The 21,747-nt window shown below is 58.3% G+C and carries 21 protein-coding genes; 15 read left to right on the top strand and 6 right to left on the bottom strand.

Annotated elements, in window-relative coordinates:
* Window positions 1-9: 9 nt before the first annotated feature.
* The gene (locus CHU71_RS07275; protein ID WP_147760640.1) at window positions 10-1,074 is read left to right on the top strand and encodes a D-alanine--D-alanine ligase family protein; all 1,065 of its coding nucleotides are present in this window, start codon (window positions 10-12) and stop codon (window positions 1,072-1,074) included.
* A gap of 19 nt (window positions 1,075-1,093) precedes the next feature.
* On the opposite strand, the gene CHU71_RS07270 is transcribed toward CHU71_RS07275, so the two are convergent.
* Window positions 1,094-1,996, bottom strand: a complete 903-nt coding sequence (locus CHU71_RS07270) for a DUF3515 domain-containing protein (protein ID WP_147760639.1) — start codon at window positions 1,994-1,996, stop codon at window positions 1,094-1,096.
* Between the two features lie 44 nt (window positions 1,997-2,040).
* On the opposite strand from CHU71_RS07270, the gene CHU71_RS07265 reads away from it, so the two are divergent.
* The 8 genes from CHU71_RS07265 (at window position 2,041) to CHU71_RS07230 (ending at window position 9,281) form a co-directional block, all read left to right on the top strand.
* Complete coding sequence (locus CHU71_RS07265) at window positions 2,041-3,012, top strand: thiamine-phosphate kinase (protein WP_049151715.1); 972 nt, start codon at window positions 2,041-2,043, stop codon at window positions 3,010-3,012.
* 31 nt (window positions 3,013-3,043) lie between these two features.
* On the top strand, window positions 3,044-3,709 hold the full coding sequence (locus CHU71_RS07260) for a uracil-DNA glycosylase (RefSeq protein WP_147760638.1): 666 nt from the start codon (window positions 3,044-3,046) through the stop codon (window positions 3,707-3,709).
* Between the two features lie 10 nt (window positions 3,710-3,719).
* A complete protein-coding gene (locus tag CHU71_RS07255) occupies window positions 3,720-5,066 on the top strand; it encodes a DAK2 domain-containing protein (protein ID WP_147760637.1) in 1,347 nt (448 codons plus the stop codon).
* Between the two features lie 2 nt (window positions 5,067-5,068).
* On the top strand, window positions 5,069-7,183 hold the full coding sequence (locus CHU71_RS07250; RefSeq protein ID WP_147760636.1) for an ATP-dependent DNA helicase RecG: 2,115 nt from the start codon (window positions 5,069-5,071) through the stop codon (window positions 7,181-7,183).
* 63 nt (window positions 7,184-7,246) lie between these two features.
* The gene (locus CHU71_RS07245) at window positions 7,247-7,462 is read left to right on the top strand and encodes an acetyl-CoA carboxylase biotin carboxyl carrier protein subunit (RefSeq protein ID WP_147760635.1); all 216 of its coding nucleotides are present in this window, start codon (window positions 7,247-7,249) and stop codon (window positions 7,460-7,462) included.
* Window positions 7,459-8,061, top strand: coding sequence for a 16S rRNA (guanine(966)-N(2))-methyltransferase RsmD (gene rsmD / locus CHU71_RS07240; RefSeq protein WP_147760634.1), 603 nt, complete (start codon window positions 7,459-7,461; stop codon window positions 8,059-8,061). Before CHU71_RS07245 ends, rsmD begins: the two co-directional genes overlap by 4 nt.
* Window positions 8,062-8,064: 3 nt before the next feature.
* Window positions 8,065-8,541, top strand: a complete 477-nt coding sequence (gene coaD, locus CHU71_RS07235) for a pantetheine-phosphate adenylyltransferase (RefSeq protein ID WP_147760633.1) — start codon at window positions 8,065-8,067, stop codon at window positions 8,539-8,541.
* Window positions 8,541-9,281, top strand: a complete 741-nt coding sequence (locus CHU71_RS07230) for a sulfite exporter TauE/SafE family protein (protein ID WP_147760661.1) — start codon at window positions 8,541-8,543, stop codon at window positions 9,279-9,281. Before coaD ends, CHU71_RS07230 begins: the two co-directional genes overlap by 1 nt.
* Window positions 9,282-9,373: 92 nt before the next feature.
* Here the strand turns inward: CHU71_RS07230 and CHU71_RS07225 are convergent, their stop codons facing one another.
* The 5 genes from CHU71_RS07225 to CHU71_RS07205 all read right to left on the bottom strand — a co-directional run bounded on the left by CHU71_RS07225 (window position 9,374) and on the right by CHU71_RS07205 (window position 13,140).
* Entirely contained in the window at window positions 9,374-9,880 is a 507-nt protein-coding gene (locus CHU71_RS07225; protein WP_147760632.1) for a hypothetical protein, read from the bottom strand.
* Entirely contained in the window at window positions 9,880-10,560 is a 681-nt protein-coding gene (locus tag CHU71_RS07220) for a hypothetical protein (protein ID WP_236593738.1), read from the bottom strand. Before CHU71_RS07220 ends, CHU71_RS07225 begins: the two co-directional genes overlap by 1 nt.
* Before the next feature lie 108 nt (window positions 10,561-10,668).
* Window positions 10,669-11,145 carry a YbjN domain-containing protein gene (locus CHU71_RS07215; protein WP_147760631.1) on the bottom strand — a complete coding sequence of 159 codons (477 nt, stop codon included), beginning with the start codon at window positions 11,143-11,145 and terminating at the stop codon, window positions 10,669-10,671.
* The gene (locus tag CHU71_RS07210; RefSeq protein ID WP_005531666.1) at window positions 11,138-11,641 is read right to left on the bottom strand and encodes a YbjN domain-containing protein; all 504 of its coding nucleotides are present in this window, start codon (window positions 11,639-11,641) and stop codon (window positions 11,138-11,140) included. Before CHU71_RS07210 ends, CHU71_RS07215 begins: the two co-directional genes overlap by 8 nt.
* Before the next feature lie 83 nt (window positions 11,642-11,724).
* Window positions 11,725-13,140, bottom strand: coding sequence for a TIGR01777 family oxidoreductase (locus CHU71_RS07205; RefSeq protein WP_147760630.1), 1,416 nt, complete (start codon window positions 13,138-13,140; stop codon window positions 11,725-11,727).
* Between the two features lie 303 nt (window positions 13,141-13,443).
* Here CHU71_RS07205 and pyrR point away from each other — a divergent pair, with 303 nt between their 5' ends.
* Genes pyrR through pyrF form a run of 6 tightly spaced genes read left to right on the top strand, consistent with a single transcriptional unit; the run spans window position 13,444 to window position 21,746 of the window.
* On the top strand, window positions 13,444-14,022 hold the full coding sequence (gene pyrR / locus CHU71_RS07200; RefSeq protein ID WP_005531662.1) for a bifunctional pyr operon transcriptional regulator/uracil phosphoribosyltransferase PyrR: 579 nt from the start codon (window positions 13,444-13,446) through the stop codon (window positions 14,020-14,022).
* On the top strand, window positions 14,023-14,976 hold the full coding sequence (locus tag CHU71_RS07195) for an aspartate carbamoyltransferase catalytic subunit (RefSeq protein ID WP_147760629.1): 954 nt from the start codon (window positions 14,023-14,025) through the stop codon (window positions 14,974-14,976). It abuts the gene before it with no gap.
* Window positions 14,977-14,992: 16 nt separating this feature from the next.
* Complete coding sequence (locus CHU71_RS07190) at window positions 14,993-16,342, top strand: dihydroorotase (protein WP_049145867.1); 1,350 nt, start codon at window positions 14,993-14,995, stop codon at window positions 16,340-16,342.
* A gap of 44 nt (window positions 16,343-16,386) precedes the next feature.
* Window positions 16,387-17,556 carry a glutamine-hydrolyzing carbamoyl-phosphate synthase small subunit gene (gene carA, locus CHU71_RS07185; protein WP_147760628.1) on the top strand — a complete coding sequence of 390 codons (1,170 nt, stop codon included), beginning with the start codon at window positions 16,387-16,389 and terminating at the stop codon, window positions 17,554-17,556.
* A gap of 25 nt (window positions 17,557-17,581) precedes the next feature.
* Complete coding sequence (gene carB / locus CHU71_RS07180) at window positions 17,582-20,923, top strand: carbamoyl-phosphate synthase large subunit (RefSeq protein ID WP_147760627.1); 3,342 nt, start codon at window positions 17,582-17,584, stop codon at window positions 20,921-20,923.
* The gene (pyrF, locus tag CHU71_RS07175; RefSeq protein WP_147760626.1) at window positions 20,907-21,746 is read left to right on the top strand and encodes an orotidine-5'-phosphate decarboxylase; all 840 of its coding nucleotides are present in this window, start codon (window positions 20,907-20,909) and stop codon (window positions 21,744-21,746) included. The genes carB and pyrF overlap by 17 nt, the downstream gene beginning before the upstream one ends.
* Window position 21,747 lies beyond the last annotated feature (1 nt).

Here is a 21,747-nt window from a genome sequence, read left to right as displayed (position 1 = left end):
TTTGACTCCATGAGCGAAAAGATCCGTGTAGCCGTAGTTTATGGCGGCCGTAGTTCCGAGCATTCAGTTTCCTGCATTTCTGCAGGCGCGATTATGAAGCATTTGGATCCCGCCAAGTATACGGTGGTGCCGATTGGCATCACTAAGGATGGCCAATGGACGCCAGGCACCATGGAAGGCCTTGAGATTGTTGACGGCGTGTTGCCAGAGGTCACTATGGGGGATGAGTTGGCGCTCTCCCTTAATCCTGAAACCAAAGGTCGTTTCCACAACGTGACCCAGCATAGCCACTTCGAAGAAGTCGACGTTATTATCCCCGTGCTGCATGGTCCTTATGGCGAGGATGGAACCGTCCAGGGTCTATTCGAGCTTTCCGACATCCCTTACGTTGGCGCCGGGGTCCTTGCCTCCTCCGCTGGCATGGATAAAGAGTTCACGAAGAAGCTTCTCACTGCCGAGGGACTGCCAGTTGCGCCCGAGGTGATTCTCAAAGGCCGCACCGAGCTGAGCGCTGATGAGAAGGCGCAACTGGGTCTGCCTGTATTCGTAAAGCCGGCACGAGGCGGATCGTCGATCGGTGTTTCCAAGGTCAGCGATTGGGCAGAGTTCTCGCGCGCCGTCGAGGTGGCATTCGAAAGCGACAACAAGGTGTTGGTAGAACCGGAGATCGTGGGCGCTGAGGTGGAAATCGGTGTGCTCGAATATGCGGATGGGACGGTGATCGCCTCTGTGCCTGCCCAGCTCAACGGCATTGAAGAAGCAGAGGAAGGCTTCTACGACTTTGATGCTAAGTACATTGATGAAGGAGTTAGCGCACAAATTCCGGCGCCTCTTGACACGGATCTGATTCAGACCTTGCGCGAAACTGCGGTCTCAGCCTTTCGCGCGCTCGGCTGCGAGGGGCTCAGCCGCGTTGACTTCTTCGTCACTAAGGATGCTTTCTACATTAACGAGATCAACACGTTTCCGGGATTTACGCCGATCTCCATGTACCCACAGGTTCTTGCAGCAACAGGCGTGGACTACGCCGCGCTTCTCGACGCCCTCATCGAAGGCGCGATGGCACGCGTATAACGCGGCGCCCAGCCTCCGGCTACTGGCTTGGTGTGGCTTTAACGAGGGCGTCGCTAAGCCGCACCAGAGCGGAGTTAGCGGCATCCTGCGGTGCGAACAGCGCTAAGTCATTCGAACGGCCGAGTGCGAATCGAGTGCTGCCAGTGGTGCCCTCAGCCAAGGTGGTGTCTTCAAACCAGGGGACGTTATTGACCTGCTGCAGCTGCGCGCCAGCTGCATAGTTCTCGGGGGGTGCTACGCCGCACCGCACCACAATGTCCTCGCGGCCTTTAGCACTCCAGACGTAGGTGTTCTTTTCTTTTATATCGGTGCGGCGGGTGTACTCATCGGCAGCCTCGGCTGGAAGTGCTTTTTCTAGGGCGTTGCACATGTCAGCGGGTCCGGTTTTGAGCTGGGAAAGCGGAGCCTGACGAGGTTCGTGTTTGGCTTTAGGAAGCTTTGCGAGTGCCTCTACAAGACCTTCTGGACGTTCGTCATTAAACGTGGTTACTGCAACAACCGGAGTGCGTTCAGTGTTGTACCACGTGGTGAGGTTCGATCCAGGGGTCATGTCTTTTACCTGCAGCCATTGATCGCCATCAACATCCTGGGTTTGGGAGTAGGTGGTGTATTGATAGGGCAGACTTGCTCCGCAGCGCAGGCTCACCGATTCAGAAGATAGTTTTGCCCATGCTACGGCCCCTGGTGGGACTGGCTCGGCGATTTCAGCCCGGGGCTGGCCCATCAATTCTGCAGGGGCAGCTGCAACAACTGCCTGGCACTCGGGGGAGTCTGCGTCTTCTGATTGAATAGGGGAAAGCGCAATTGGCGCTTTGGCCGTGTTCTCAAAGTAGAACTTGGCACCAAAAATAACCGCGAACACCATCGCTATGGAGAGGCCAAGTGAGATTAGAACGGCGGTGCTGTTAAATTGGTTGCTCATAAGCGTTTATCCTAACGCGTCGTAGAAGTACAAGCTCAAACCCCATGAGAAAGGCCATCGTGCATTTGTCTCACACTCTCGGGCAAGCAGGGGAACACTATGTCATTGGTGAGATCATCGCAGCGGCGCCGAGTGCGCTCAATGGCGACGACGCAGCAGTGATGTATCCCGCCACACCGAATTCCCGGACCGTGGCATCGACCGACATGATGGTCGAAGGGCGGCATTTCCGGCGCGATTGGTCAACTCCCAACGAGATTGGTCAAAAGGCCATTCTGCGCAACTTTGCGGATGTTGAAGCAATGGGTGCGCGCCCCACGGCGGCCCTACTAGCTATTGCAGCGCCTGCGGATACTCCAGTTAACTTCGTGCGAGGGATAGCCGAGGGAATCGGTCTGCGCTGTGCTTTTTATAACGCTGAGCTGGTGGGCGGCGACCTTACGCGCTCCAAGGAACTGGTCATTACGGTAACTGCAATCGGTTCCTTGGGTGGCAGCCAAGAGCCCTTGGTCTTGTCAGGAGCGCGGCCGGGGCAAAAGGTGGTCAGCCACGGCAAGATTGGCTATTCGGCTGCGGGGCTTGCTTTGCTCCAGGAGTTTGGCAGAGATTTACCACCCGAACACGAGGAGCTGTGGCCGCTTATCGACGCCCACTGCAATCCTTGGCTCAAGCCGGGCCGCGGCGTCATTGCGCGGGCGACTGGTGCAACCGCCATGACCGACAACTCGGATGGCTTGGTGCCCGATATTGGCACGATGGCGAAGCAGTCGAACGTCCACATTGACCTGAACTCCCACGCTATTGCGCCGGACTCTTTGTTGGTGACGGCCGGAGCGGTACTCGGTATAGACCCGTGGGAATGGGTCCTGACCGGTGGGGAAGACCACACTCTTGTGGCCACTACGCAGAAGGATGCTCCTTCGGGTTTCCGCGTTATCGGCACGGTCAACCGCGGTACCGGGCTCACCATCGACGGGAATAAACCTCGTTATGCCTCAGGATGGCAAAGTCTCTAGCACGGTCACGCGTGAAGAGAGGGGATAGGACATGAAAGCATTACACAGTCAGCTCTTCGATACTTCGGTCATCGATGAGTCATGGTTGCCAGTCTTAGAACTTGCGCTTGAGCGCTACCTGCCAGGCATTGAAGAAGCATTGGCTGGCCAGGAGTTCTTGCCTGCGCCTCCTTACGTGTTTGCTGCTTTTAGCCTGCCGCTGCCGCAGGTGAAGGTTCTCATCGTGGGGCAGGACCCTTACCCCACGCCAGGGCATGCGATGGGGAGGGCATTCTCAACGGCTCCCGGTGTTCCCGCGCCTCGTTCGCTGCGTAACATTTTTGCCGAGTTGGAGGCCGATCTGGGCATCGCGCCTAAGGCCGATGGGGACCTGAGCGTGTGGCAGGAGCAAGGGGTTCTGTTGCTCAACCGCGTTCTCACCGTTGCGCCAGGTGATGCTGGTTCGCACCGGAATTTGGGGTGGGAGCACATCACGGAGGCTGCGATTAAAGCCCTGAATAAACAGCCAATCGTGGCGATCTTATGGGGTAAGGATGCCCAGGCGTGCGGCGCATTTTTGCCCGACGTTCCGCGAATCGAGTCGCCGCACCCGTCGCCGCTTTCTGCGCGCCGAGGATTCTTTGGCTCTAGGCCCTTTTCCCGCACCAATGCGTATTTAAGTGACCAAGGCGCGCAGAGTGTCGACTGGCACTTGTAAACTAATCGGCATGTCTTTCCCGAGTTCGTTAGATGCCCGCGGTCTCCACAATTGGGCGATCCGCACCGTCGGCGAGCTTTCCCATCGAAGAGCTGAGATCAATGCGCTCAACGTGTTTCCGGTCCCGGACTCCGATACCGGCTCAAACATGGCGCACACCATGGAGGCCGCCCTCGCAGAGGTGGAAAAGGGCGGCGACGTAGCCGAGGCATTGGCTATCGGCTCGGTGCGTGGTGCACGCGGCAACTCCGGCATGGTGCTCTCGCAGGTGCTCCGTGGCGTTGCCGACTCAACCGTGGACTCCCGGGTGGATGGCCAAACACTGGCAGAGGCGTTGAGCCTGGCAGTTCGACTCGTTGAGAGAGCAATTGCGCGCCCAGTCGAAGGAACGGTCATCTCGGTGCTTCGTGCAGCAGCAGCTGCAGCGGAGGAATCCGCCCAGCGCCCTGGTGCTCAGCTCCATGAAATCTTGGTTGATACCATCACCGCTGCGCGCGAAGCGCTAGAGAAAACGCCCACCCAGCTGGCGGTCCTCCGCGAGGCTGGAGTGGTCGATGCAGGAGGAACTGGATTCGTCATCCTGCTCGAGACACTCTTGGCCGAGATCGAGGGCGGTACCGTTCGCGATGCTGAGGCTATTGAAGAGGTAGAGGCTGAGCTCGAGGTGGTCTTCTTCTTCGAAGGTGATTTGGTTGCGCTCGAGCAGATCTTGGCGCCGCACGGCAACAGCTTGGTCGTAGCGCGCGCAACCGAAGACGCTGGCACCGTTCACATTCACACCCGCGAGGCGGGCCCTGTCATCGAGATGGCTTTCGCAGCTGGAGCAGTAAGCAGCCTGCGCCTTGAGGTTCTTCCTGAAGCACAAGCACAAGCGGAAGCTGAAGCGGAAACGCGCACCATCTTCGCCGTTGCACCAGCTGGTCCTGTAGCCGCGCTATTCGAGACCGTTGGTGCCCGGATCGTGCGCCCTGATGAGGTCGTGGAGACCTCGGCGGCGCAGGACATCTATCTGCCCAACGGCTACGGTGGTGACGCCGGCGATGCCCGCGTTGTGCCCACCGCCTCCCTGGTGGCCGGACTCGCTGCGATTTCGGTCTACGAGCCAGATAACCCGGATACCGACTCCATGGTGTCAGTCATGCGCGACGCCGCGCGTTCCATGCGGGTAGATAGCCCAGATGAAGAGTCAGTGGAGGCAATCATCGCCAAGAGCCGGGAGATGCTCGCCGGGGGCGGGGAACAAGTGACTATCCTGTCTGGTGTTGAGCTCAGCGACGCTGAGTTGAGCGATGAGCTCGACGTAGAAGTCGTTGCGATTCACGTAGGCGGAATCACTACTGAAATTGGGGTGGAGTAGGCATGTTGGGCTGGCAAGATGATCGGCTATTAAAGGACGTCTTGCCTGCGAAGGATGCCGCCAAAATCAAAAAGGCCTTTGGCTACACCACCTGCGGGCAGCTGCTTAGCCACTATCCGCGCGACTACATCCGCCACAACAAGGAAGTAGGCCTAGGTGGCGCCAATGAGGGCGACTACGTCACCGTCACCGGCCAAGTATTGCGCCTCCAGCAGCGCAACACGGGCAAGGCTTTCCTGCTGACCTTGTCGATGGATAACGGCATCACCGCCACCTTTTTCAACGCCCATTACCTGACGCGAGTTTTGCGCCAGGGCATGCGCTTGATGCTCAGCGGCAAGCTCAAGTTCTTCCGCGGTCAGCCACAGCTTCAGCACCCTGACTTTGTCATCATCGATGCCGGTGGGCAGGGCGATGCGCTTTACGACGTTGACGATTCAGCAACTGGACCCAAGCTCAAGGCCACGGGCTCGCTGCGCAACCTCTCGCAGTTTGGCCAACTCGAGCAGCTGCTCGAGCAGGAGTGGATTCCTGTGTATCCGGCCAGCGGTAAGGTCACCTCGTGGTACATCATGGGCGCCATTCACATGGTCTTGGCAAATACGCCGCCGATTCCTGAACCATTGGACTATCGCATGATGGTGAGCCTGGATCAGGCTGTGCGCGAGATTCATCAGCCCACGGCCGCTGGCCCTGAACGCGCTATCCAGCGGCTGAAGTACAACGAGGCGCTGTCCATCGGTATTGTTATGGCACTGCGGCAGCGCGATAGCCAGGCGCGCACTGCGGTGGCCATGCCCGCCATTCTTGAGGGATATCGTGACGAGTTGCTGGCTAACCTGCCTTTCGAGCTCACGGCAGGCCAACGTCAGGTCATCGGCGAGATCGACGCGGATCTCTCCGGCACGCTGCCAATGATGCGCCTGCTGCAAGGCGAGGTCGGCTCGGGCAAGACCATGGTTGCAACCTGCGCGATGCTCCAAGCCGTCGATGCCGGCAAACAGGCAGCACTTCTTGCCCCGACGGAGGTCCTCGCGGCGCAGCACGCGGCGTCGATTAGCGCCAGCGTCCCTACTGGAGTAACCGTTACCTTGTTGACCGGTTCTATGCGTACAGCGCAAAAGCGCCAAGCGTTATTGGACATTGTCTCGGGTGAGGCCGACATCGTTATCGGTACACACGCGATAATCCAGGACACCGTCGAGTTCTTTGACTTAGGCCTTGTGGTGGTCGACGAGCAACACCGCTTCGGAGTCGAGCAGCGCGACAGCCTGCGCAATAAAACCAGGGAGGGAATTAGCCCACACCTATTGGTGATGACGGCGACGCCGATTCCGCGCACGATTGCCATGACCGTGTTCGGCGATCTTGCGGTCTCTACTCTCAAGGAGCTGCCGGGTGGGCGCAAACCTATTCAATCGAATGTGGTTCCCGAATGGGCCCCCGCCTGGGTGCAGCGCGCCTTGGCTCGCATCCGCGAGGAGGTTGTTGCCGGCCATCAGGCCTATATCGTGTGCCCCCGTATCGAAGGCGAGGGTGGGGTACTTGAGGTAGCAGAACAGCTGGAAAGTGGCCCGCTGCAGGGGCTCAACGTGGACATACTGCACGGCAGGATGGCCGACAAGGAAGAAGTTATGAGTCGCTTCAGCCGAGGCGAGACTGATGTGCTGGTCTCCACGACTGTGATTGAGGTGGGCGTGGACGTACCCAATGCCACGGTGATGCTCATCCGCGAGTCAGAGCACTTTGGAGTATCCCAGCTCCACCAGCTGCGCGGACGTGTGGGTCGTGGAGGCAACGCTTCCATTTGTTTGTTTCACACCACGGCTGCGGAAAACACTCCGACCTTTAAACGCATCATGCAGATCGCGGACACCACCTCCGGCTTCGAGCTCGCTGAGTTGGACTTAAGGCAACGACACGAGGGTGACATCTTGGGCACAGTACAGTCGGGCACGCAACGTTCCCTTAAGCTATTGGACTTGGCTCAGGATCGGGACATCGTCGAGCGCACACATGACGATGCTTTCGCTTTAGTGCAGCGCAATCCGCAACTGGCGCATGAGCTCACTAAAAATCTGAGCCAAAGTGAGCAGGAATATTTGGAGAAGAATTAGTTTTCCCGGTGGATAGTGCAGCCGGTTGAATGATGCCCCGCTTTAGGCGCTAACCTAGAAGCCATGATTATTTGCGCCCCCTTCGCCGGCACCGTGCGCTATCACGTACGCGTGGGCGAGCACGTCGCGGCAGGACAAGTGATAGCGACGGTGGAGGCGACCAAGCTCGAAGCGCCTGTTGTGGTGCCGGGGTCAGGTATCGTCGCCGAATTGTCCCAGGAAGACTATGCCAGTGTTTATGGCGGGGATGTGCTCGCAAATATTGGGGAGGAACGATGACCAGAATCATTGCAGGCGAGGCGCGTGGGCGCAGCATAAAGGTGCCCGAGTCCGGTACTCGACCGACCTCCGACCGTGCACGCGAAGGACTGTTTTCTTCGCTCAACGTGCGGTGGGGTTTTGCCGATAGTCGCGTTCTGGATTTGTTTGCAGGCTCGGGTGCCCTGGGTTTGGAAGCCGCGAGCCGTGGGGCAGAGGAGGTCGTGCTCGTTGAATCGAGTCCGGCGGCCGTAAAGGTCATCCAGCACAACATGGGCGTCGTCAAGCACCCGCGGGTGAGTGTCCGCGAGATGAAAGCCTCGACGTACCTGGCATCCGCTCCGCGCAAATACTTTGACATGGTGCTCGCGGATCCTCCGTACGCTTTTGACGACGTCGATGGCTTGCTTGCGGCGATTGAGCCAGTGCTTGACGACGCCGCGATAGTGGTCATCGAGCGTCACGTTGATAGCCCCGAAACCGTCTGGCCGAAGGGCTTCGAGCCGACCGGACAGAAACTGAAAAAGCGTACGTTTGGCATCGCCCGCTTTGACATGGCTATTTACCATCGAGCACTAGAGACGGAGCCGAACGGCCATGCCTCCGAGGAAGAGGAATAGAAGTTGACCACTAAAGCGGTATGCCCGGGTTCATTTGACCCGATCACCTTGGGCCACGTAGACATCATCAACCGTGCGGCTGCGATGTTCGATGAGGTGACGGTTCTGGTGACCGCCAACCCGGACAAGCCTTCAGGCCTGTTTAGCGTTGAGGAACGCGTGGATTTTATCCGCAAGACCTTCGATTCCCACATCAAGGTCGACTGGTGGTCAGGGCTGCTGGTGGACTACACCACTGAGCATGGTATCGACACCCTGGTTAAGGGCCTGCGTTCCTCGCTCGACTACGAGTACGAGCTGCCGATGGCGCAGATGAACCGCCGGCTTTCAGGAATCGATACGATTTTTCTGCTAACCGACGAGAAGTACGGTTACATCAGCTCCTCGTTGTGCAAACAGGTGGCGAAGTTTGGCGGTGACGTGACGGGTATGTTCCCTGAACACGTAGGACGAGCCGTGGTCGAGAAGTACGCACAATGATGTGGATTCCATTAGCGATCCTGGCGACGGTAGCGCTTGGGTCGTGCCTCCAGCGCGTCTCAGGCATGGGTCTGGGTCTTATTGGTGGCCCGATCCTAACCCTGCTGTTGGGACCAGTCCAAGGCATCATGGTGATCAACGTTTTGGCGGTGGTCAATGCGCTGCTCACCACGTATTCGATGCGCGCGAACGTAGACTGGAAGAAGTTCCTGAGTATCGCACCGGTAATGGTTCTGGGCGCAATACCAGCGGCATTGTTGGTCGCAAACATTGACTCGGCGGTGCTGCTCGTCTTGGTCGGAACGGCTTTGCTCGTGGCACTGGGCGTAGTGACTTTTGGTAAGAAATTCGTGCCGGAGATGAACGGAATTGGCCCGGCCCTGTCTGCCGGCGTTATCGGTGGCTTTACCAACACACTAGCGGGCGTGGCTGGTCCAGTGATCACGGTTTATGCGCAGGCTGCTCGCTGGCCGCAAGCCGTCTACGCCGCGACGTTGCAGCCGTGCTTCTTCGTCGGCGGGCTATTCTCCGTGACGACGAAGTTGCTTGTTGGTGCCGGGGGATTCTCCGATGTCACGTGGCTCATTTGGCCAGCTGGCGTGCTGGGCATGTTCATCGGTATTACGGTGGGCAAGCGCATCGCTCGCCACGTCCCGCGCGAAAAGGCGCGCATGCTGTCTTTGAGCGTGGCGTCATTGGGCGCGTTCAGTGCGTTGGTGCGCGGCTTGCTGAGTCTTTGAAATCGACTCCGTGGCCCCTTCGGCCACGGCTTCGACCCAGAGGCCGAAAGGCCGCGCATTCGCGACGCCGAATAGGCGACAGAGCCAGTGGGCTAGTTGCCCTCTTGCTCATCGGCCTCTTTGACGGCCAGCGCGAAGGCGTTGAAGCGGTCCAGGGAACTAAAGAGGGCATCCTGAGCTGCGATGATGGCGAGATTCAGCGCGTGAAAGAGCTGGTCATCATTCATGCCGGCGGTGGTGACAAAGCTGGCGTCGCCACGCAGCTCAATCATGCCTTCTTCGGTTTGACCGAGCAGCGCGCGGCCATCAAAAGCTGATGCGTTGTGTTCGTTCGTGATCACTTGCAGGACTTGGGCGACATCCTCGTAGGACAGCGTGGTGGGCAAGATGCACTCCAGCTTGACCAGATCCTCCGCAACCGAAATCACCCAGTCAAGATTGTTGAGCTTGCCGCTAAGTGAATCCGGAAAATCAGGATTCTCAACCGGGTCCATGTTGAGTTCAGGGGTGCCCAATTGCTTGGCGGTGCGCTGAACGGTCACAGCGGGAAACGACAGCTCACCGAAGAGTTGAAATGGGTCAACGTTATTGTTCGACATTAGCGGCCTTGACCTTTCTTGCGCGCAGCAGGGGACTGGTGCACATTTTCTTTCTCCTGCCACTTCACAGACTGTGGAAACTCCTGAGCCACAGTTTCGAACGCGGAGCCGAAGCTATCCAAGGCGCTCAGCACGAAGCTGCCGAGCTGGTTGCGGGTGAGACCTTCGCCGACGCCCATGGCGCGGTTGGCGCAGATGGCAATCTCTTCCGTGGGTTCCTTATCTGTGGGGGAGCCATTGCCTTTGACCCGGAAGTCATAGCTTAGCGTCGGGGCGGCCATGTTCCAGTTGAAGTGGGAGACGAATGCTCCTACTTTCGCCTCAGCGCGGGCTGGAATTCTGCCTTCCCACACCGCAAAGGCACTAAGCACATCGTCCTCTAGATCAAAATGGATCGTGATGTGGGGAAGACCGGTTTGCAGTACAAGGGCGTCGCCAAGCGAGGGGCCTGTGCTGCTCTCAGTGTTCTTTTCAGTGTTCTTTTGAGTGTTCTTTTCAGCGTGCTTCTCGGCGGTGTCATCAAGGTCGCCGTCGCTGCCGGACTCGCTGACCTTGTTTACCAAGACATAGTCTGCTTCAAGCAATTCAAAAAGCTCTGCGAGACGGTGGATATTGACCGGCTTAATTTGATGCAGGTCTGGGGATGCGGGAGATTGGTTGGAAGTGGACTTGATAGCCACGAAAGATGCCTTCTTTATCAATGGAGGATAAAAGGAGGGAGGCGCATTGGCCTCCCTCGGTAAACGGTGAGAGCTTAGGCTTGGGGCGCTTAAGCCGCGTTGCAGAGGCTAAGAATCCTCGCCGGCCTTCGCCGCTGTCTCGGACCCCAACTTCGCCATCTCTTCTGCGGAAGCCACCATGGCGTCCTGGGCGCCAATAACGCCGTCAACAGCTACTTTCAAAGAAGCAGCGAGTTGCTCATCGGACATTCCAGCGGCGCAAGCAATATCCCGCTCGGTCCGGACCACGAGGAGTCCTTCGTGCTCGGTGATGACTGCGCGTGCGCCCAGCGCGACGGAGTTGATTTGATTAGCAGCCAAGAAAAGACCGGCGTCGGCCTTTGCATAAGAAGCATCGGTAGGAACATCGCAGCGGACGATGGCCACTGAGTCAAGGACAGCAAAAAGGCATGGTAGGCCGTTTAGGTTAGCGGTAGCCGCGTCATCGCGGCCTTCGACTGCAGTCAGTTCAATGTCGAAGGTCTTCATGGCTTCAATAACGCGGTCTAGATCGACCTGCGGCTGAGCGGCGGCTTGATTAGTCATTCTGGTGCTCCTCCCAGGTTACGAGCTGCGGGTACTGTTCTTCCATCCACGCGAAGGACTGCAAGATGGCGTCCAAAGTGGACATCACGAAGGCACCAAGCTGGTTACGCGACGCGCCGTGCGTGATGTCGAGTTCTCGAACGCCGGAAACAGCCAGGGTGTTTTCCGGGCCTTCGAAGAAACGGAAAGTGGGTGCAAAGTGAGTCTGATTCCACTGGTTGATCAGCATCAAGAGGTTTGGGCCCTCAGAAGCAGGAACAGTACCGCGCCACACAGAATCAGCGGTGAGCGTATTTCCGCGCAGTTGCAATGCGATGGCGGTATTCGAGAAACCAGTACGCAGCAGCTGGACCGTCTGGTCCTCAGATACTGGTTGCTCTTCGATGCGGTACTCCAGATTCTCTGAATCGAAGATTTCAGCCACCCGCTCAAGAGTCACTGCCTCAATTGGGGTGTCTGGCACGATGGTGGGTTGACCGTTGGGCTGATCAGTCACTGATTACAATCCTCACGTTGGTACTTAGTGAACAAATTGGACGACTCACCCAAGGGTACCGGAGTGATAGGTGATGTGTTTACTCACCCGCGCTGCGACTGAGACCCCCACAGCTCTTCGCCGCCCAGCTCGTGTGCAAGGGCCGCATCGACACTTTCATAGCGGAAGGAATGACGCACCTGCTGAAGCTTTGTGGGAAGTACCCTTTGGTTGGCCAAGGCCAACTCACGCGCGCCTTCTTTGCCCAAAAGCAGTGCCGGCCCGATCGTGGGGATCGGCACTACAGCAGGCCGTTTGAGTTCCTCGCCCAATGCGCTCACAAACTCCTTGTTAAGGATTGGGGTGGGGGAGACTGCGTTGATAGCGCCGCTAAGTTGGGGATCTACCGCGGCGCGGAAATAGATGTCGGTGAGATCATCGAGTGCAATCCAGCTATACCAAAATTCGCCTTTTCCGAAAGAGCCACCGAGTCCTGTGGAGAAAAGGGCGCGCAGAATTGGGAGCAGGCCGGTGTTGCCAGAGAGAGCGATGCCGGTGCGCACATTTACTACCCGCTTTCCCGCGTTCCGGGCAGGAGCACAAGCATCTTCCCAGGCTTCTACGACATCGGCGAGGAATCCCTCGCCGCGCGGTGCGGCTTCGGTCAGCTCTTCATCGCCACGGTCAGATCCATAAAAACCAATAGCAGACGCGCACACCATGGTGCTCAATCCTGGGGTATGAGCTGCAACCTGCGCCAGGAGGCGCGTCGGTCCCACGCGGGAGTCCCGAATCTCTGCCTTGTGGGCGCTGTTGAATCGCCCAAAGATCGGCTCGCCAGCGAGATGAATGAGTACATCTACGCCTTCTAAGAGCTCAGGTGAAGGCAGGTGTGGCCGCCACACACGCTGGCCCGGCTTCGGGTTGGCGCGTACAAGTTGGATGACCTGGTGCCCAGCGGTGGTGAGCTGGGCAGTCAACGCACGGCCCACCCCACCACGGGAACCGGTAATAGCGAAGACGAGCGGACGGACGGCTTTTTGCTCAGCGACTGCAGGGGGTAGCGCATGCGGTCCCAGCCCCTTGAGCTGCGTAAGGAATTCAAAATCCTTGATGAGCTGCTGCTGGCGGTAAGCGAACAGGGAGTTCATCGCGTGGGCTGGAATGCGGGTATCGACGTTATCCGTGATCCGCGTGTACGGGACCTCGGCGCCTGCCTGGTTTTCGTCTTTGAAAAGGTGATCATGGCGCCATGTAGCCAGGGAGCGCATTGGCGCGGTCAGGCAGACGTCGGTGAAACTTACTCCGGTTTGGAAGCGCGAAAGGTCATGCCGCGCGATCCATTTAAGTCCGCCTGGCAGGCCGAGAATCGATGTACCGTCTGCCAAGGACTCGGCTTGTTGGAGCGGCGTCATGAAAACGAATGGAGGAGTAAGACGCGCTAGGGCTCCTCGGCGGGCGTGCCATTGCCATACTTGCTCACGTGGGGCAGGTACCACGTGCTGTGCCGAAAAACTCACTAGGCCTGTGCCTTCCTTCTCACCCGTTTGGTTACCTCATTGACGCTTTCACAGCACCAAACGAACTAATTCTTGATAGCTATGCACGACGCTAGCAGCGCGGAGTGCTGCTGTGTGGTTTCACCGTGCGCAAGTGCACACAAGTTAGGCACCGAAGTGCTAAAGTAATTGCTGTCTTTTAAGCATAGACATCTAAAACCATTCGAGGTGGAGTTTGTTGCGCAATCCCGCGGCAGATTTCCCTCGATTACATCTACCGGCATCCTTTAAAGACCGCACCGTGAGGCGGGGAAGGAGGTCACGATGAGTGGAACTGGCACCAACGCGGAGTCAAATGAGCTGTTGAGCTCTGATGACGTCGCGCGAACTGTCGCACGCATCGCGCACCAGATCATTGAAAAGACGGCGCTCGACTCTGAGGACGCACCTCGGGTCGTACTCCTTGGCATTCCCTCTGGTGGCGTGCCATTGGCTATGCGCCTAGCAACCAAAATTGAGGAATTTTCAGGGGTGGAAGTTCCATGGGGCTCGTTGGACATCACGCTCTACCGCGATGATCTCAACAGCAAACCGCACCGTGCCCTGCAGCCAACCAAGATCCCTAACGGAGGAATTAACGGCGCAACCGTTATTTTGGTTGATGACGTTTTGTTCTCCGGTCGTACGATTCGAGCGGCGCTTGATGCTCTCTCGGACGTGGGACGCCCCGACATCATCCAGCTCGCTGTCCTCGTTGATCGCGGTCACCGCCAGGTTCCGATCCGCGCTGATTACGTGGGCAAGAACATCCCTACGGCACGCGACGAAGACGTCACCGTCTTCAACGCTGATATTGACGACCGCGACGCCGTCGTCCTGACCCGCACCACCGCGGAGGCTTAAATGAAGCACTTACTGTCCATTTCAGATCTGTCCAAGGACGAGATCGTTGGCCTTCTCGACGAAGCCGACCGGTTCCACGAGGCTCTCGACGGCCGTGAGGTTAAAAAGCTGCCGACGCTGCGCGGCCGTACCGTCTTTACCCTGTTCTATGAAAACTCCACTCGCACCCGTTCCTCGTTTGAGACCGCGGGTAAGTGGATGTCTGCTGATGTCATCAACCTGTCTGCCTCGACGTCGTCAGTGAAGAAGGGCGAGTCCCTCAAGGATACGGGCCTCACTCTTTCCTCCATTGGCGCGGATGCCATCATCATCCGCCACCCATCTTCGGGAGCTGCTCAGCAGCTTTCCGAATGGGTTGCACCAGGTGGCAAAGGCCCGTCCGTTATCAACGCGGGCGATGGCGCGCACCAGCACCCAACGCAGGCGCTTCTCGACGCCTTGACTATGCGTCAGCGTCTTGGTCTAAAGGACGGAAACTTCTCGGGTCTCAAGGTCAAGATCGTTGGTGACTGCCTGCACTCCCGCGTAGTCCGCTCCAATGTTGATTTGCTGACCACGCTTGGCGCGGAGGTCACCCTTGTGGCACCGCCGACCCTCTTGCCTTTCGGAGTAGATACCTGGCCGGTGAACGTCTCCTATGACTTTGACTCTGAGATTGCCGACGCCGACGTTGTGATGATGCTGCGCGTTCAGGCTGAGCGCATGAACGGTGGCTTCTTCCCGTCGCATCGCGAATACGCCAACCTCTACGGGCTGTCCAAGACCCGTGCTGCAGCGATGAAGAAGGACGCCATCGTCATGCACCCAGGTCCTATGCTCCGTGGCATGGAGATCAATTACGCGGTGGCTGAGTATGACCAGACTGTGGTTCTGCAGCAGGTAAACAACGGTGTCCACGTGCGCATGGCAGTGCTGTTCACACTTCTGACTAATGGCGAGAACGCTGGAATCTAAAAGGGGAGAGCAACTTATGACTAACTATCCAGAAACCGGCCGTCTTTCCGCCCCCGCGGAAAAGAGTCTGTTGCTGACCAACGTTCGCCCTTATGGTGAAGGCGAGCCAGTGCAGCTCCTTATTGAGAACGGCGTAATTGCTGCCATCGGAGCAAACTTGGAATCCAATACCTCCTTCGATGAGAGCATCGACGGTCAGGGCAACGTCTTGCTGCCGGGCCTTGTGGACATGCACGTCCACCTGCGCGAGCCTGGCCGTGAGGACACCGAGACCATCGAGACCGGTTCCAAGGCAGCCGCCAAGGGTGGATTCACTGCGGTGTTCACCATGGCTAACACCACTCCGGTTACTGACCAGCCGATCATCGCTGAGTCCGTCTGGGCTAAGTCGCAGGCACTGGGCTTGTGTGACGTTCACCCGGTGGGTTCCATCACCAAGGGCCTCGAGGGCAAGACTCTTACTGAGTTCGGCATGATGGCGCGCTCTGACGCGAAGGTCCGCATGTTCTCCGACGACGGTAAGTGCGTCCAGGATCCGCAGCTGATGCGCCGCGCGCTGGAATACGCCAAGGGTTTGGATGTCTTGTTGGCGCAGCACGCGGAGGATCACCGTATGACCCAGGGTGCTTCGGCGCACGAAGGGGAAACCGCCGCGAAGCTGGGTCTGCGTGGCTGGCCGCGCGTGGCTGAGGAGTCCATCGTGGCCCGCGATGCCCTGCTCGCCCGTGACTACGGCAACCGTATGCACATCTGTCACGCCTCGACCGAAGGCACGGTGGAGCTTTTGAAGTGGGCTAAGAGCCAGGACATTCCGCTGACCGCAGAGGTCACCCCGCACCACCTGCTGCTCACCGACGAGAAGCTCGTGACCTATGACGGTGTGTTCCGAGTGAACCCGCCGCTGCGCGAGGAGCGTGACACCCTTGCTTTGCGCCAAGCCTTGCTCGATGGGCTTATCGACGTCGTTGCAACCGACCATGCGCCGCATGGCTCGGAAGACAAGTGCGTGGAGTTCGAGAACGCGAAGCCTGGCATGTTGGGCCTAGAGTCTTCACTGGCGGTCATTGCGAAAATCTTCGTTGCCACTGGGCTCGCTGATTGGCGTTTCGTCGCCCGCGTGATGTCTGAGCGCCCAGCTGAGATCACCAAGCTACCAGGTCATGGCCGTCCGATTGAGGTTGGCGAGCCTGCGAACCTGACCATCGTTGACCCGGAGCACCCGTGGGTATCTGATTCCACGCAGCTTGCCTCGAAGTCTGAAAACAACCCTTATGAAGGTGAGGAGTTTGGCGCCCGCGTCACCCACACCATTCTGCGCGGCACCGTAACTTATGAACTCGGCGCAGACGAAGCTGAAGGTAAGTAATCTTGCAACCTAGGAAATCTTTTGAGCCAGAGAAAGGCCACATTGTGACTGACAACAAACCGGCAAGGATCCCGGCAATTCTCGTGCTGGCTGACGGTCGTAGCTTCCGTGGATACGGGTTCGGCGCCACCGGCACCACACTCGGCGAGGCAGTGTTTACCACCGCCATGACCGGTTACCAGGAGACCTTGACGGACCCGTCCTACCACCGCCAGATTGTGGTTGCAGCCGCACCACAGATCGGTAACACCGGCTGGAATGACGAGGACAACGAGTCCCACGGCAACAAGATCTGGGTCGCGGGCTTGGTTATCCGCGACCTCGCACAGCGCGTGTCTAACTGGCGTGCCGAGCGCTCACTTTCCGAAGAGATGGAAAACCAGGGTATCATCGGCATCCGCGGCATCGACACCCGCACCCTGGTTCGCCACCTGCGCAACTACGGTTCCATTGCCGCCGGCGTGTTCAGCGGCGAGGCCGCTGAGCGCCCTGTCGAGGAGTTGCTTGCTGAGGTCAAGGGACAGCCGTCGATGGAAGGTCTTGACCTTTCGGCAGAGGTCTCGACAAACGAGCCTTATACCGTTCCGGCAGAGGGGGAGAAGAAGTTCACCGTTGTTGCCTACGATATGGGCGTCAAGACAGCGACTCCGGCCAACTTTGCTAAGCGCGGAATTGAGACCATCGTCGTGCCGGCGAACACCCCTTACGAGGAGATCAAACAGTACAACCCGGACGGGGTCTTCGTTTCCAACGGCCCTGGTGACCCAGCAACCGCTGACAAGATGGTCGTCGTTGTGCGCGATGTTCTGGACGCCCGCGTGCCTTTCTTCGGAATCTGCTTCGGTAACCAGATTCTGGGTCGTGCCCTGGGCCTAGACACCTTCAAGATGAAGTTCGGCCACCGTGGCATCAACGTTCCGGTCCGGAATCACCTGACCGGCAAGATTGATATCACCTCTCAGAACCACGGCTTTGCTATCGCTAGCCCATCCGGCAAAGAGAATCCGGCTGGCGAGGAATTCGACACCGACTTCGGTCGCGGCATCGTGACCCACACCTGTCTTAACGACAACACCATTGAAGGCGTGGCGCTCAAGGACGGAATGGCTTATTCCGTGCAGTACCACCCTGAGTCGGCAGCTGGCCCTCACGATGCCAACCCGCTGTTCAATCAGTTCATTGAGCTGATGACCGAGCACACCCCGAACAAGTAAGAACCAGGAAGAGGATTAGAAACTTATGCCAAAGCGCAACGATGTAAACCACGTCCTGGTTATCGGCTCCGGCCCGATCGTCATTGGTCAGGCTTGTGAGTTCGACTACTCGGGCACCCAGGCCTGCCGCATCCTGAAAGAAGAAGGACTGCGCGTCACCCTGGTCAACTCCAACCCGGCCACCATCATGACCGACCCGGAATTTGCCGACCACACCTATGTCGAGCCAATCGACCCTGTCTTCATTGAGAAGATCATCGTCAAGGAGCTCGAAGAGGGCCACAAGATTGATGCCGTCCTGGCTACCCTGGGCGGCCAAACCGCGCTGAACGCTGCCGTGCAGCTCGACCGCGCTGGCATTCTTGATAAGTACGGTATCGAGCTCATTGGTGCAGACATTGACGCTATCGAGCGCGGCGAGGACCGTCAGAAGTTCAAGGACATCGTGGCCTCCATCGGTGGCGAGTCTGCGCGCTCCCGCGTGTGCCACAACATGGACGAGGTCCACGAGACCGTTGCAGAGCTTGGCCTGCCGGTAGTCGTGCGTCCTTCCTTCACCATGGGTGGTTTGGGTTCTGGCCTGGCTTATAATCAGGAAGATCTCGACCGCATCGCAGGCGGCGGCCTGGCTGCTTCGCCCGAGGCCAACGTTCTCATTGAGGAATCCATCCTTGGTTGGAAGGAATTTGAGCTCGAGCTGATGCGCGACGGCGACGATAACGTCGTGGTCATCGCTTCTATCGAAAACGTCGATGCATTGGGCGTGCACACTGGTGACTCTGTAACCGTGGCACCAGCCCTGACCCTGACTGACCGCGAGTACCAGAAGATGCGTGACCTCGGCATTTCGATTATTCGCGAGGTCGGCGTTGACACCGGCGGCTGCAACATCCAGTTCGCCGTCAACCCGGTTGATGGCCGCATCATCGTCATCGAGATGAACCCGCGTGTGTCTCGTTCCTCCGCTCTTGCCTCCAAGGCAACGGGCTTCCCCATCGCCAAGTTGGCTGCAAAGTTGGCCATTGGATACACGCTGGATGAGGTTCAGAACGACATCACGGGTGTTACCCCGGCCGCCTTTGAGCCGACCTTGGACTACGTCATCGTCAAGGCTCCTCGCTTTGCTTTCGAGAAGTTCCCAGGTGCAGATGACACCCTGACCACCACCATGAAGTCGGTGGGTGAGGCCATGGGCATCGGCCGCAACTACATCTCTGGTCTGAACAAGGTGATGCGTTCGCTTGAGAGCAAGCCTAACGGGTTCTGGACCAAGCCTGACGAATTCTTTGCAGGCGATCGTGCTCAGGATCTGGACGCAGTCCTCAAGGACCTCGAGCGCCCGACTGAGGGCCGCATGTACGACGTCGAACTAGCTTTACGCTTGGGCGCTACCGTTGAGCAGCTCCACGAGCACTCCAAGATTGACCCATGGTTCCTTGCAGAGCTTAAGGCACTCGTTGATTTCCGCGCAGAACTCGTTAATGCGCCGGTTCTCGATGCTGAGCTTCTGCGTGAGGCAAAGGTCTTCGGGCTTTCCGACGCCCAGATTGCTGCGCTTCGTCCTGAGTTCGCGGGCGAGGATGGCGTTCGTTCCCTGCGTTGGTCTCTGGGCATTCGCCCGGTGTACAAGACCGTCGACACCTGTGCAGGTGAGTTCGAGGCACAGACTCCGTACCACTACAGCTCTTACGAGCTCGACCCAGACGCTGAGTCCGAGGTCCGGCTGGCGCCGGACGACAGCAAAGGAAAAGTCATCATCCTGGGCTCCGGCCCGAACCGAATTGGCCAGGGCATCGAATTTGACTACTCCTGTGTTCACGCAGCGCTCGAGCTGTCCGCACAGGGCTACGAGACCGTCATGGTTAACTGCAACCCTGAGACCGTGTCCACGGACTACGACACTGCTGACCGCCTTTACTTTGAACCGTTAACCTTCGAAGACGTGATGGAGGTATTCCATGCGGAATCCGAGTCCGGTCCGGTAGCTGGCGTCATTGTCCAGCTTGGTGGACAAACTCCACTGGGCCTTGCTGAGCGCCTGACTCAGGCCGGTGTTCCAGTCGTTGGTACTTCCGCATCGGCAATCGACCTGGCCGAGGACCGCGGCGAGTTCGGCAAGGTACTTGCCGAAGCAAAGCTGCCAGCACCAGACTTTGGTACCGCCACCTCCTTCGAGGAGGCACGTTCTGTTGCCCTCAGCATTGGATACCCTGTCTTGGTCCGTCCGTCCTATGTCTTGGGCGGCCGCGGTATGGAGATCGTGTACGACGAGACCTCCTTGCGCGATTACATTGAGCGCGCCACCGAAATCACCTCCGACCACCCAGTGTTGGTTGACCGCTTCTTGGATAATGCAATCGAAATTGACGTCGATGCGCTCTGCGACGGCGAGGATGTCTACCTGGGCGGCGTTATGGAGCACATCGAGGAAGCCGGTATTCACTCCGGTGACTCCTCCTGCGCACTGCCTCCTATGACCCTGGGCCCTGAGGACATTGAAAAGGTCCGTCAGTCCACCCGCGCCCTTGCACACGGCATCGGCGTGAAGGGCTTGATGAACGTTCAGTACGCACTGAAGGATGACATTCTCTACGTCATCGAGGCTAACCCGCGCGCATCGCGTACCGTGCCTTTCGTTTCTAAGGCAACAGGCGTCCCGCTAGCTAAGGCTGCCGCACGTGTGATGTTGGGCGATTCTATCGCCAGCCTGCAGGCTGAGGGAATGATTCCAACTGACTACGATGGTGGCTCGCTGCCAATTGAGCACCCGATCGCCGTAAAGGAAGCTGTTCTGCCGTTCAACCGCTTCCGCCGCGAAGACGGTAAGTTGCTCGACACTCTGCTTTCGCCGGAGATGAAGTCCACCGGTGAGGTTATGGGCCTTGCCAGCAACTTCGGTGCTGCTTATGCCAAGGGTGAGATGGCAGCCTTCGGCCCGCTGCCAACCGAGGGCAACGTGTTTGTTTCCGTGGCTAACCGCGACAAGCGCACCCTCATCTTCCCGATCCAGCGTCTGGCCTACATGGGATACAACATCATCGCTACCTCGGGAACTGCGCAGATGCTGCGCCGCAACGGCATTGACTGTGAAGTAGCAGTCAAGGTATCCGAGGCTGCAGAGGGCCAGGAATCCATCGTGGACCAAATCCTTGGTGGCAAGATTGACCTCATCCTCAATACCCCAGCTGGTTCTGGTACCGCACGCCACGATGGCTACGACATCCGCGCGGCTGCGGTATCTGTAGGCGTGCCGCTTATCACCACTGTGCAGGGCGTAACCGCAGCGGTCCAGGGTATCGAGGCGCTTCGTGTTGGTGACCTCGAGGTCCGTGCACTCCAGGAGCTCGAGCATGGTCCAACCAAGTAAGACCTTTGGTGAGCGGCTGGTCGCTGCAGGGGTTGCGCGCGGACGTCTATGCGTAGGCATTGACCCACACGCGCACCTTCTGCAGGCCTGGGGCCTGAACAACGATGTTGACGGTCTGCGGACGTTTGCTCGCACCTGTGTGGAAGCATTTGCTGACACTGTTGCCGTGGTTAAGCCGCAGGTGGCCTTCTTTGAGCGTTTCGGCTCCGCCGGCTTTGCAGTACTGGAAGAAACACTCCAGGGCCTACGCGAGGCCGGATGTTTCACGCTTGCTGATGCAAAGCGCGGTGATATCGGTTCCACCATGGCTGGCTACGCTGATGCCTGGTTAGGGGAGACCTCACCGTTGCTTTCGGATGCGGTCACGGTATCGCCGTATTTGGGGGTTGGCTCTCTTAAACCAGTCTTCGACTTGGCGGAAGAGACTGGACGCGGTGTGTTCGTTCTCGCTGCGACCTCCAACCCTGAAGCGGTGAGTTCCCAGTCCATCAAGGACGCTGACGGTGTGACAGTGGCACAGGGAGTGGTCAATCAATGTGCTGCGATTAATGCGTCTTACGCGGCAGAAGGCCGTGCTGGCAATGTCGGAGTAGTCGTTGGTGCAACATTAAAGCATCCACCGGTCCTTGACCAGCTTGCGGGTCCAGTTCTGCTTCCTGGCGTTGGAGCACAAGGGGCCACGGCACAGGACGTGAAAGCAATCACCATCGCAGCGCCGGAACTTGGTTTTGCAAATGTCTCCCGCTCTGTTCTTTCGCGCGGTCCGCAGGTGCGTGACCTGCAGGAAGCCGTGAAGGAAGCGCTGGCAGAAACTGCTTTTTAGG

It is taken from the genome of Corynebacterium sp. LK14 (assembly GCF_008042215.1).
Lineage (GTDB): Bacteria > Actinomycetota > Actinomycetes > Mycobacteriales > Mycobacteriaceae > Corynebacterium > Corynebacterium striatum.
Note: the sequence above shows the minus strand (reverse complement) of the source record. Positions and strands in the feature narration are given on the sequence as shown.